We start from the raw sequence: 12,599 nt of genomic DNA, 5'->3' as shown, positions 1-12,599 counted from the left end.
CAGTTCCCCGCGCCGTTTGTGGGGCGGTGTCCAGTCGCAGGTGTCTGTGTCGCCCTCTCGGCTGCGGGCAGTCGTGCCGCTGGGGCGGCACGGGTGGGCGCGGCGGCGCCCTGCGAGCGCCGGTGAGCGTCCCCACCCCCCGGCCCCCGACCTCGGCGCCGAAACGCCGTGCCCTCTTCCCCGCTCCGCGGCGACAATGAGCCGGTGCGGTACCGAATTCTGGGCGTGGCCCAAGCAGGCGATGATCAGGGCACCGCCATACCCGTCGGCGGCCCCCGCCTCCGCGCCCTGCTCACCGTCCTCGCCCTCCACCCCACCCGCACCCTCACCCGCGAGACCCTCATCCAGGAGATCTGGGCGGACGACGACCCGCCCCAGGACGCCCCGGCCGCCCTCCAGGCCCTCGTCGGCCGGCTCCGCCGGGTCCTCGGCAGGGACAGCATCGCCTCGACCCCCGGCGGCTACCGCCTCGAAGCGACCGAGGACGACATCGACCTGCACGTCTTCGAGCGGCAGGTCCGCGAGGGCACCGACGCCCTGGCCGTCGGCGACCCGGCGACGGCCCACCGCGTGCTCACCGACGCCCTCGCCCTCTGGCGCGGCCCCGCCCTCGCCGACCTCCCCGACCGCGCCACGGCCGCCGCCCGCCCGGACGCGCTCCGGCTGGAGGCCACCCGCGCCCGCGCCGACGCCGCCCTCCGCCTCGGCCGGGCCGCCGGTGCCGTACCCGAGCTGACCGAGCTCACCACGGCCCACCCGTACGACGAGCCGCTGCACGCCCTGCTCATCCGCGCCCTGCGCGACACCGGCCGCCCGGCGGACGCCCTCGCCGCGTACGACACCGCCCGCCGCACCCTCGCCGAAGGCCTCGGCACCGACCCCGGCCCGGAACTCCAGGCCCTGCACACGTCGTTGCTCACGCAGGAGCCGACCCCGCGGCAGGTGCCCCCGCCGCGCGGCGGCAACCTCCGTCCGCGGCTTACCTCTTTCGTGGGGCGGGAACCCGAGCTCGAAGCCGTTCGTTCCGAACTGCACAGGGCCCGTCTCGTCACCCTCACCGGACCGGGCGGCTCCGGAAAGACCCGTCTCGCCGAGGAAGCCGCCGCCGGGCTCCCGCAGGCGTGGCTCGTCGAGCTCGCCCCGCTCGACCGGCCCGAGGCGGTGCCGGGCGCGGTGGTCAGCGCGCTCGGTCTGCGCGAGACCATGCTCATGACCAACGAGCTGGCGACCGTGCAGACCGACCCCACGGCTCTGCTCGTCGAGTACTGCGCCCGGCGCAGCCAACTCCTGATCCTCGACAACTGCGAACACGTCATCGAGGCGGCGGCCGCCCTCGCCGAGACCCTGCTCACCCACTGCCCCGGCCTCACGGTCCTCGCCACCAGCCGGGAACCCCTGGGCGTCCCCGGCGAGTCGGTGCGCCCGGTCGAGCCCCTCGCACCCGAGCAGGCACGCCGCCTCTTCGAGGAGCGCGCCGTCGCCGTCCGCCCCGGGACCGGGACCGGTTCCGAGCCGGGCGACTCGGCGGCCGTCGACGAGATCTGCCGGCGCCTGGACGGACTGCCCCTGGCGATCGAGCTCGCGGCGGCCCGGCTCCGGCTGCTGACGCCCCGGCAGATCGCCGACCGGCTCGACGACCGCTTCCGCCTGCTCACCGCCGGCAGCCGCACGGTCCTGCCCCGCCAGCAGACCCTGCGCGCGGTGGTCGACTGGTCCTGGGACCTGCTCGACGAACGGGAGCGGACGATGCTGCGCGAGGTGTCCGTCTTCGCCGGCGGCTGGGACCTCACGGCGGCGGAGGCCGTCTGCACCGGACCGGCCGCCGACCTCGTCGGCGCGCTCGTGGACAAGTCCCTGATCATCGCCACCCCGGACGGCGCGCACGGTACCGGCGGTATGCGCTACCGCATGCTGGAGACCATCCACGAGTACGCCGTCGAGCGCGCCGCCGAGGTTCCCGGGCTGCGGGCGGCGGCAGAACGACGGCACGGCGCGTGGGTGTGCGCCCTCGTCGAGGAGGCGGAGCCGAGACTGCGCTCCGCGGAGCAGCTTCCCTGGATCCGCCGCCTGGAGGCCGACCTCGACAACATCCGCGCCGCCCTCGACCGGGCGGTCCGCGCCGGCGACGAGGTGCGGGCGGGCCGGATCGTCCTCGCCGTCGGCTGGTTCTGGTGGCTGCGCAACTACCGCCAGGAGGCGACGGCCTCGGTACGCGCGGTGCTGCGGCTCGGCGTCGCCCGGGACGCCCTGCCCGCGGACGCCGACCCGGGCGAACTGCGCACGCTCGCCGCCGCGGCGGACCCCGTGGGCGCCCTCCTGGCCGCCCCCGACACCCAGGCCGGGCACCCGCTGTACGAGCTGCGGATGGACCTCAGGCTGCTCGACCTGTTCCTGGTGTCCGAGTCCGGCCAGTCGGACCTGCCGGCGGACGAGCGGAGCCCGCGGTACGTCGCGCTCGTCCGGGCCGCCTTCGAGGCGGGCGGTCCCCGGGCCGCCCGGATGCCGGGCCTCATCTGGCCGCTCACCGCGTGGACCATGGGCGGCTCCGCCGTGGACATCGGCCCCGACATGTCCGCGGTGATCGCCAACTGCCGGAAGTACGGCGGTGACTGGGAGGTCGGCGTCAGCCTGATGTACCGCACCCACGTCATGGTCGACTCGCCCGGCAACCTGCGGGGCGTCGACGAGGACCTGGCCGAGCTGCGCGTCCTCAGCCGGCGGGTCGGCGACCGCTGGATGCGGGCCCAGGTGTGCAGCGCGGCCGGCGAGGCGGACATGGCGCGCGGCCGGTTCGTGGCGGCGGAGGGCGAGTACCGGGAGGCGCTGCGCCTCGCCCACGAGCTGGGCGCGTACGCGGAGACACCGTTCCTGCTCGCGCGGCTCGCCGAGATCGCCTTCCGCTCCGGTGACCTGGTGGGTTCCCAGGCCGTCCTGGACCAGGCGGCCGAGGCCGCCGACCGGTACGCGGTGGCGGAGTCGAAGGCGTACGTGGCGCTGCTGCGGGCGCTCCTGGCCCAGCACGAGGGGGACCTGCCCCGGGCCCGCGAGCACTACGAGACCGTCCGCGCCATCGCGCCGGCCGGCTCCGCGCCACCACAGTTCACGGCCGCGAGCCGTGCGGTCGAGGCCATGCTCACGGCCCTGGAGCACGGCCCCGCGCGCGGGCTGCCGATCGTCGCCGAAGGGCTGCGCGAGGCGGTGGAGTACCGGTGCGCCGAGGTGATCACGGCGGCACTGGCCGACATCGGAGCCGACCTGCTGGCCCGGCTCGGCGACCTGGCGGGTGCGGTACGGCTGTACGCCGCCGCCGAGCACTGGCGCGCCGGAAGCGTCCGTCCCGAGCCGGAGCGCACCCGCGCCGAGGAGGTCGACGCGGCCGCCCGCGCCTCGCTGACCCCGCAGCGCTACGCGGCCGAGCGCTCGCGCGGTGCCTCGCTCACCGAGGAGGACGCCCTGCGCGTACTGGGCGCAACCCCGACGGCCGCTACCGGCACGTGAACTTCGACTCGGCCCAGTCGGCGAGCGCCACCGTGTCGAAGGCGGTCCGCGGTTCGACCACCAGCCGCACGGTCCGGTGCCCGGTCAGGTCCACGTGGACGGGTACGGCGGCCTGTCCGCCCCCGACCACCCCGGACCGCCACAGCGGCACCCCGTCCGCGTAGACGGCGAAGGTGACCTCGCCGAGGCCGAGGGTCATGTCGTCGACGCCGGCCATCGCGTCGTAGGCGGTGCACTGCCGGTTGAGGTCGATGGTGACGGAGGACCGGCCGTGCACGGTGACGCCGTGCGCGTACTCCCTGCCGGCGACCGTCACGCCGTACCGCTGCCACACCCAGCTGCTGTCGCCGAGCCGCATCTCCGGCCGGGTGCCGTCGCCGGTGACGTCGAAGCGCAGCTCGTTCCACTGGTAGACGGCCGGGGCGGGCGGCGGAGTGGGCGTCGGCGTGGGGGTCGGCGCAGGTTCCGGCGGGGTGGGTGTGGGTGTCGGGGTGGGGGTCGGCTTCGGGGTGGGGGTGGGCCGTGGGCTCGGAGTGGGCGTCGGCGTGGAGGTCGGGGCCGCTTCGGGGGCGAGGACGACCGGCTCGGGTGCCGGTTTTCGCTTCGTCGGGGTGGGGGTCGGTGCCTCGGGCTGCACGGCCGGTGCGGACGGGGCGGGTCTGGCGGCCTCCTTGACCGGGTGGCCGTGGTTGGTCAGGGCGAGGGCCACCACGGCGATCGCCGCCGCGACCACTCCGGCGGCGATACCGGCCTTCACCGGCCCCGCGAGCCCCTCCGAGGCCGCGGCACCGCCGGCACCGCCGCCCGCCCCGCCGGACGAACCGCCCGCCGCGGCGGCCGCGCCCGCGGCCCCCGCACCGGCGCCCCCGGCGATGATCCCGAGCGCCTTGGCGTATCCGGCGGCACCGAACCAGCCGATGACGGCGACCGGCACGACGGCCGGGATCCCGCTCGCGACCTCCTCGATCTGGGCGGCGGCCAGCCGGCACCTCGCGCACTCCTCCAGGTGCTTGCGCAGCCCCCGTTCGGCGCGGACCCGCAGTTTGCGGCGGGCGTAGCCGCCGAGCTGGTCGGCGTAGCGGGCGCACTCCTCGTCGTCGATGAGGGCGGCGCTCACATGGGCCTGGAGGTAGGCCTGCTTGAGGCCCTCCCGGGCGCGGCTGGCAAGAACCCGGGTGCCGTTGGCGTCCAGTCCGAAGAGGACGGCCACCTCGCTCGGCGACTCGTCCTCCACCTCGGTGTGCCACAGCACGGCCTGCCAGCGCTCCGGCAGCGAACGGAAGGCCTGCATCGCCATCGACTGCTCGGCCTCGTGCATCGCGCGAGCCTCGGCGCCGAGGTCCAGTGTGTCGTCGTCGGACACCTCGGAACCGCGCCCGGCCTGCGCCGCGAACAACGCGAAGTCGTCGACGAGTTGCTCACGCCGGGCCGACTTGGTCCACTGCGCGGCGACCCGGCGGACGGAGGTGAGCAGGTAGGCGCGCACGGCGTACTCGGGCCCCGACCCGCCGCGCACCGCCTGCAGCATGCGGGCGAACACCTCGGCGGTCAGGTCGTCGGCGGTGTGCCCGTCGCGGCAGCAGGTACGCGCATAGCGCCGCACCGCGTCCGCGTGCCGCCGGTACAGCTCCTCGTACGCCGAGTCCTCGCCGGCCCGCATACGCTCGATCAACTGGGCGTCGGGGTGCGGACGTTCGCGGCGCGGTGGCAGGACGCTGCCGTCGCGCTGGGCCGGGACGCTGCCCTCCGGCGGCTCACCGGCCGGCGGCACCGCGCCCCGCCCGCCCTGGCTGGGCACCTGCGGCGAGGCGGTCTCCTCACCGACAGACTCGTCCCACCCGTCAACGCTCATCGCGGAACGCCCCCGATGCCTGCCCGACCGACCGAATCACCGGCTCAGACTGCCACACCGCCTGGGCCGAGACCCCCGAGAGACGAAACGGTCACCCGGAAGAGAAAACACCGGAACTGCGGCGCCCCGTAGGGGCGCTGGGGGTACCCCGGCCGAAGGCCGGGGGAGGAACTGCGCGACCAGCCGCAGTCGACCCGCCCCCGCCCCCGCCCATGGCATGGCCCATGCTCTCGCGAAGGTCACCGTCCCGGCCGAGAAAGGACACCGTCAGGTTCGAGACCGCAGCCCCTCCAGGAGGATGTCCAGCAACCGAGCCGAAGCCGCCGCCTGCTGCGCGGCATCCGGCAGGGACGGCGCCGCCGTGGCGATCACCAGCAGCACGTCGGACACGGAGACGTCCGGCCGCAACTCACCCGCCGTACGGGCCCGTTCGACCAGCCGCCCCACGACGTCGAGCAGCGCGGCCGCCCCCGCGTCGTCGGCGACGTCGCCCACCGGCTCCCGTTCCTCCGGCACCAGCCGCAACTCACCGGCACCGGCGCCCGGCTGCGTCCGCTGCTGTGGCACCCGGGCCTCCTCGGCCCCGGCCACGGCGCCGCCGACCTCGTCCGGCACCCCGACCCGCAGCACGTGCGGCGGCAGCAACCGCCCCGCCCCCGACGCCACCGACGTCCGCAGGAAGCGCGACAGCGCCGACCACGGCTCGTCCTCCTGTCCGAGCGCGGCACGTGCCTGGTCGGTCAGCCGGGAGGTCTCCTCCTCGGCTATCCGCCGTACCAGCACGTCCTTGCTCGGGAAACGCCGGTACACGGTGCCGACCCCGACCCGCGCCCGCCGCGCCACGTCCTCCATCGGCGCGCCGTAGCCCAGTTCGCCGAAGACCTCGCGTGCCGCACGCAGCACGTGTTCGAGATTGCGCTGTGCGTCCACCCGCAGCGGCGTCGTACGCGGCCCGTCACCGCGTCCGTTGCCCGCCGCCGCGCTCACCGTTGCGCCACCGGCCGCGAGAGCGGACGCCGATGACCAATGCGTGTCCTGAATATGCATCTGTGTTCCCCCGGTTAACGACGTCTCCCCCCGGAGACTCTCCCCGTCACTGAAAGCCGGAGCGAGCGGAACCATGGGCGGCCCATGGTCGATCCATGGACCGCGGGCCGGGCGGCCCGCCCCTCGCGGACCGTTCGGCCACATCCTCTGCACCCCGTCGACACACGAACATAGTTGAGAGGCTGTCAATTCAGAAGGGGGACGTTCCGCACGGTGCGCCCCCCGATCGGAGTACGGGTCGCATACCTCCCGGTTCAGTGCCTTCGCGCCCCCCTGTCCGCCCCCGCTGACCTGGTCCCTTTCGTCCGTGCCGGGGCGTGCGCCCGGCGCCCCCGAAAGCCGCCCGCCGGTCACACAAATTGCCGGGGCTGTGGACAAACAACAGTCACGGGTGCGTCATGGGATGGTGAAGGAACGTGCGCGCATTCTCGTTGTCGGCGGCGGCTACGTCGGGATGTACACGGCCCTGCGGCTGCAGCGGAGGCTGAAGCGGGAGCTCAGCCGGGGGGAGGTCGACATCACTGTCGTCACCCCCGATCCCTACATGACGTACCAGCCGTTCCTTCCCGAAGCGGCCGCGGGTTCGATTTCCCCTCGTCATGTCGTCGTACCCCTGCGGCGCGTTCTGGACCGGTGCCATGTCGTCGTCGGCGAGGTGACGGCCGTCGAGCACGCCGCGCGCACCGCCGAAGTGGCCACACTCGCCACCGCCGAGGAGCGGAAAGGCGCCACTTTCCTGGAGTACGACGAACTGGTCCTCGCCCCCGGCTCGATCGCGCGCACGCTGCCCATCCCCGGTCTCGCCGAGCACGGCATCGGCTTCAAGACCGTCGAGGAGGCCATCGGCCTGCGCAACCACGTCATCGAGCAGATGGACATCGCCTCCTCCACCCGCGACCCCGCGATCCGCGACGCCGCCCTCACCTTCGTCTTCGTCGGCGGCGGCTACGCGGGCGTGGAAGCCCTCGGCGAGCTGGAGGACATGGCCCGCTACGCCACGCGGTACTACCACAACGTCCAGCCCGAGGACATGAAATGGATCCTCGTGGAGGCCACCGACCGGATCCTGCCCGAGGTCGGCCCCGAGCTGGGCCGCTACACCGTCACCGAACTGCGCCGCCGCAACATCCAGGTGCTGCTCGGCACCCGCCTGGAGTCCTGCGCGGACCGCGTCGCCGTCCTCAGCGACGGCCAGCGCTTCCCGACCCGCACCGTCGTCTGGACGGCCGGCGTCAAACCGCATCCCCTGGTCGCCGCCACCGACCTGCCGCGCACCCCGCGCGGACGGCTGAAATGCACCGCCGAGCTGACCCTCGACGGCGTCGACCACGCGTGGGCCGCGGGCGACGCCGCCGCCGTCCCCGACGTCACCGCCGCCGAACCCGGCACCGAGACCGCCCCCAACGCCCAGCACGCGGTCCGCCAGGCCAGGGTCCTGGGCGACAACATCGTCCACGCACTGCGCGACGAGCCCCTCGAGACGTACGCCCACACATACGTCGGCTCGGTCGCCTCGCTCGGTTTCCACAAGGGTGTCGCCCAGGTCTACGGGCGCAGGCTGAAGGGCTACCCTGCCTGGTTCATGCACCGCGTCTACCACCTGAGCAGGGTGCCCACCGTCAACCGCAAGGCGCGCGTCCTCGCCGAATGGACCCTCTCCGGGCTCTTCAAACGGGAGATCGTCTCGCTCGGGTCACTCGAACATCCCCGAGCGGAGTTCGAACTCGCGGCCGGTGGAAAGCCTCCTCACAGTCCCTCGGACGACTCGAACGGGTCGTCCTGACGGAACTCAGGAACTCCACGGACCGCCCCGGCGTCTGACGGATGTCGTCGCCGACGGCCACCCTGCCAGACTGCCCCCCGACCGAGCACAAGGCTCATCCCCAGCTTCTCCCCAGAACTGCACCGGGGGACCTCCCCCGGCCCCCGGCCGCTCCCCGAGCCGGCCGGAGACGACGACACGAGGCAAGGTTTCGTGAACTTCACGCGCTGGAGCGCCCGGCTCCCCGGAACGCAGCGCCGCGCCGCAGCGCGGACCGAGCACGGGGTCTCCCCGGACCGACGAGGAGAAGGCTCCGTACCCGCGGCCCGCGCCGAACAGCTGACCGACGACTCGCCGTGCGTGCCCGCGGTCGACGAACTGCCCGCCCGCGACGTCCTCGACCACGTCCCGGCCCTGGTCGCCCTCGTCCACGGCCCCGACCACCACATCGCGTACGTCAACGACGCCTATACGACGGCCTTCGGCGCACGCCCCCCGGGCGCCCCCGCCCGCGAAGCGCTGCCCGAACTCGCGGAACTCGGCCTCCTCCCCCTCCTCGACCAGGTCCTGCGCAGCGGCAAGCCCCGCACCCTCAAGTCCCGCAAGGCGCTCGACGGCCGCACCTACACGTTCACCTGCACCCCCGTCGCCGCGAACGGCGACCGCGACGGCGGTGTCCTCCTCTTCGCCACCGACGTCACCGACCACGCCGAGGCGGCGGAGCGGCTGCGCGCCAGCGAACGCCGGCAGCGCGAGACGGCCGTCACCCTCCAGCGCAGCCTCCTCCCACAGGAGCTGGAACAGCCGGACGACCTCCGCATCGCCGCGACCTACCAGCCCGGCGGCACCGAGGCCGCGGTCGGCGGCGACTGGTACGACGTCATCACCCTCGGCGGCGGCCGCACCGCCCTCGTCATCGGCGACGTCATGGGCCGCGGTGTCCGCGCGGCGGCCGTCATGGGCCAGCTCCGTACAGCCGTCCGCGCCTACGCCCGCCTGGACCTCCCCCCGCACGAGGTCCTCCAGCTCCTCGACGGCCTCGCCACCGAGATCGACCCCGACCAGATCGCCACCTGCGTCTACGCCGTCCACGACCCCAACGAGGGCCGCCTGGTGTACGCCTCCGCCGGCCACCTCCCGATCCTCGTCCGCGACGAGCACGGCGGCGTGCTGCGCACCGAGGAACCGACGGGGCCGCCGCTCGGCACCGGCGGCTGGGTCCACGCGTCCGCCTCCGTGCCGCTGGGCCCGGGCTCGACGGCCGTCCTCTACACGGACGGCCTGGTCGAGCGCCGTGACGAGGACCTGGACGAGGGCATCGCGGCGCTGGAGCGCGCGCTGGCGGGCGCCACCGGCACCCCCCAGGTCATCTGCGACCGCCTGGTCCGCTCGGCCGGCGTCACCGCCGACCACGACGACGACGTCGCCGTCCTCGTCCTGCAGCATCCGGCCCGTACGGGCCCGGACGGCGAGCTGTTCCGCAACGCCGCACTCGAACTCCTCGGCGGCATCGAGGCGGCGCCACGCGCCCGCGCGTTCGCCTCCGGCGTGCTGACCAGCTGGCGCTTCCCGGCCGACCTCCACGATCTGGGTGTCCTCGCCACGAGCGAGCTGGTCGCCAACTCCCTCCAGCACGGCACCCCGCCCATGCGGCTGCGGCTCCGCCGCACCGACCGCCGGCTGATCATCGAGGTCACGGACGGCGACGACCACCTGCCGCGCCGGAGACGCGCGGAGCCGGGGGACGAGTCGGGGCGAGGCATCGCCATCGTGGCGACGATCGCTTCCGGGTGGGGGTCGCGGAGGACGCCGGGCGGCGGGAAGGCGGTGTGGTGCGAGTTCGTACTGCCGAAGGGGTGACCGTCGTAGGGGGCGGACTCTCCTGTTTCGGCCGCGGGTGCGCGAGCGCCGGTAAGCGTCCCCACCCCCGCCCCCCCCACTAGGCGGACACGGACTCCGCAGCCGCGCCACCCCGGGCGACCACCCTGCTCCTCGCAGCCAGCCAGGGCCGGTCCTGGACGTCGGTCAGTCGCTTGCCCAGGCGTATCGCCAGGACGCTGATCCCCAGTGAGAACAGCAGGAACGTCACGACGTACGGCGCAGGCAGCGAAGCCGCCAGGGGGCCGCCCACCGCCGGGCCCACCGCCAGCGCAAGCTGCTTGACCAGGGCGAACGCCGAGTTGTACTGCCCGGCCATCCCCTCCGGCGCCAGGTCGGCCACCAGCGGGGCCACCGTCGGCGACAGCATCGCCTCACCCAGACCGAACAGCGCGTACGTCGACACGAACGCGGCCGTCACCATCTCCCGGCTGCCGTGGCCCAGCCCCGCGTACCCGGCCGTGACCCACGCGACGGCCCAGATCAGCCCGACCCCGGCGATCACCCGCGACCGGCGGCGACGCTCGACGAACCTGAGTACGGCGAACTGCGCGACGACGATCATCAGCGTGTTCGCGGCCAGCGCGGTGCCCAGCGCGGAGGTGGATATCCCCGCCGCCTCCACGCCGTACGCGCTCAGCCCGGACTCGAACTGCCCGTAGCAGGCGAAGAACAGTACGAAGCCGAGTACGGACAACTGGACCATCGCCCGGTTCCCGAGCAGCTGCTTCCAGCTGCCCTTCGCCGACGCCGTGGCCGGCGCGTCCGCGATGCGCGGCGAGTGCGGCAGCCGCACCGTCGCCATCACGACGACCAGCAGCAGGAACATCGCCGCCTCGATCGCGAAGAGCAGGGTGAAGGAGGAGACCCGGGTCGTGTCGACGAGGTGACCACCTATGAGGCCACCGACGCCCAGTCCCAGGTTCTGCAGGAAGAACTGTGTCGCGAAGGCCCGGGACCGGGTCTCCGCCGTCGAGCAGTCCACGATCATCGTCGCCAGCGCCGGCTGCATCACGGCCTGTCCGGCCCCCAGCAGTGCCGCCGAGGCCAGCACCGCCGGACCGCTCCCCGCCAGCCCCAGGCTCAGCGCGCCGACCGCGGCCGTCACCAGGGCGGTGAGAAGGACCGGCAGTGGACCGCGCCGCACGATCGCCCGGCCGGCGAACGGCAGCACTATCAGCGCGGCGACGGCGAAGACGGCGAGCACGACACCCGCCGTCATGGCCCCCAGCCCCCGCACCTGCGCCACATAGACGTACAGGTAGGGGACGGTGAAGCCGAGCCCGAACGCGCTGAGTGCGTTGCCCACGTGGATCCGGCGCATCGCTGCGCCCATCGCCCTGGTCACGTTCACCTCTCTCAGGTCGTCAAGTCGACGGACTGCTGAAGTCTGAAGACTTTGAAGCTAAAGTTCGAAGCTAAAGACTACATCGCGAAGGACTTCAACGCCAAGCGGGTCCGTGCGATACTTCGGACCATGGCCGACACCACCGGCGCCGGCGAGCCGACGCTCGACGAGCAGATCGCCGCCTACCAGCGCGAGTTCCAGGACCTCGACCCCCAGGTCGAGAAGATCGTCTCGGCGCTGTCCCGGCTCAACCGCCGCATGAACGTCGCCTACGGCCGCCAGACCGGTGCCCTCGGGATCAGCAACGCGGAGTGGGAGGTCCTCAAGGCCCTCGTCCTCTCCGGGGTCCCCTACCGCATGGGCCCCAGCGAACTGGCCAAGCGCCTCGGCCTCACTCCGGCCGCGATGACCCACCGCATCGACCGGATGGTCGCCGAAGGGCTCGTCACCCGGGAAAGGGACGAGTGCAACCGCGTCCGGGTGATCGTCGAGCTGACCCCCGACGGGCGCGAGAAGTGGCTGGAGGCCATGCGCCTCGCCTCCGTCTTCGAGGAGGATCTGCTCCAGGACCTCTCGCCGGCGGAGCGTGCGGTGCTCGGCGAGGTCCTCACCCGGCTGCTCCGCCGTGTGGAGCACGCCCAGCCCGACGCCGGTGGCCGGCTCACCGACCTGGACTGACGCGGCGACGCGCGGGTCGCCGAAAAAATCTTGACAGGGGAGGGTTGACAGTCCCCTGCCCGCCCCGTAATGTTCTTCGGGTTGCCGCGGAGCCGTAACGGTTCTGCGACAGCACCTCCGCCGCACGAGCGGCACCCAAACCACCAGCACGATCTCCCGACCGGGTTGATTTCGGCGTGCCCGAATTCAATTCGATTTCGGGTCTCAGCGTTGCCCGGTCGGACCACCAGGCCCGATTGGGAATCGCGGAGCGGATCCGCTAAGGTTTGGGACGTCGGAACGGCCCAACAGCCGCGAAGACACCACCCGCTGACTGGGAATCAGACGCCGAAAGGATCTGATAGAGTCGGAACCGCCGGAAAGGGAAACGCGAGAGCGAGAACCTGGAAAGCACCGAGGAAATCGGATCGAGAAAAGATCTGATAGAGTCGGAAACGCAAGACCGAAGGGAAGCCCGGAGGAAAGCCCGAGAGGGTGAGTACAAAGGAAGCGACCGTTCCTTGAGAACTCAACAGCGTGCCAAAAGTCAACGCCAG

General features: G+C 73.2%; 8 protein-coding genes. 4 read left to right on the top strand and 4 right to left on the bottom strand.

Features of this window, described 5'->3' with window-relative positions:
* Positions 1-204 precede the first annotated feature (204 nt).
* Positions 205-3,498 carry a BTAD domain-containing putative transcriptional regulator gene (locus AB0472_RS04945; protein WP_366353490.1) on the top strand — a complete coding sequence of 1,098 codons (3,294 nt, stop codon included), beginning with the start codon at positions 205-207 and terminating at the stop codon, positions 3,496-3,498.
* Here the strand turns inward: AB0472_RS04945 and AB0472_RS04940 are convergent.
* Both AB0472_RS04940 and AB0472_RS04935 read right to left on the bottom strand, forming a co-directional pair.
* Entirely contained in the window at positions 3,485-5,350 is a 1,866-nt protein-coding gene (locus tag AB0472_RS04940) for a sigma-70 family RNA polymerase sigma factor (RefSeq protein WP_366353488.1), read from the bottom strand. The genes AB0472_RS04945 and AB0472_RS04940 overlap by 14 nt on opposite strands.
* 267 nt (positions 5,351-5,617) lie before the next feature.
* Positions 5,618-6,397, bottom strand: a complete 780-nt coding sequence (locus AB0472_RS04935) for a helix-turn-helix domain-containing protein (RefSeq protein WP_366353486.1) — start codon at positions 6,395-6,397, stop codon at positions 5,618-5,620.
* Positions 6,398-6,800: 403 nt separating this feature from the next.
* Between AB0472_RS04935 and AB0472_RS04930 the strand changes: the two genes are divergently transcribed.
* Both AB0472_RS04930 and AB0472_RS04925 read left to right on the top strand, forming a co-directional pair.
* A complete protein-coding gene (locus AB0472_RS04930) occupies positions 6,801-8,180 on the top strand; it encodes an NAD(P)/FAD-dependent oxidoreductase (protein ID WP_366353484.1) in 1,380 nt (459 codons plus the stop codon).
* A gap of 192 nt (positions 8,181-8,372) precedes the next feature.
* Positions 8,373-10,019: a SpoIIE family protein phosphatase gene (locus AB0472_RS04925; RefSeq protein ID WP_366353482.1), complete on the top strand. Its 1,647-nt coding sequence runs from the start codon at positions 8,373-8,375 to the stop codon at positions 10,017-10,019.
* A gap of 79 nt (positions 10,020-10,098) precedes the next feature.
* Here AB0472_RS04925 and AB0472_RS04920 read toward each other — a convergent pair whose 3' ends face one another.
* Positions 10,099-11,385, bottom strand: a complete 1,287-nt coding sequence (locus tag AB0472_RS04920) for an MFS transporter (RefSeq protein ID WP_366353480.1) — start codon at positions 11,383-11,385, stop codon at positions 10,099-10,101.
* 129 nt (positions 11,386-11,514) lie between these two features.
* Between AB0472_RS04920 and AB0472_RS04915 the strand changes: the two genes are divergently transcribed.
* Entirely contained in the window at positions 11,515-12,063 is a 549-nt protein-coding gene (locus AB0472_RS04915) for a MarR family transcriptional regulator (RefSeq protein WP_366353478.1), read from the top strand.
* A 320-nt stretch (positions 12,064-12,383) separates the two neighbouring features.
* Here the strand turns inward: AB0472_RS04915 and AB0472_RS04910 are convergent.
* On the bottom strand, positions 12,384-12,599 hold a 216-nt coding region (locus AB0472_RS04910), incomplete at its 5' end, for a hypothetical protein (protein WP_366353477.1).

It is taken from the genome of Streptomyces sp. NPDC086777, assembly GCF_040702065.1.
GTDB lineage: Bacteria > Actinomycetota > Actinomycetes > Streptomycetales > Streptomycetaceae > Streptomyces.
The sequence above is the reverse complement of the archived record's forward strand: the minus strand, read 5'-3'. Positions and strand labels throughout refer to the sequence as shown.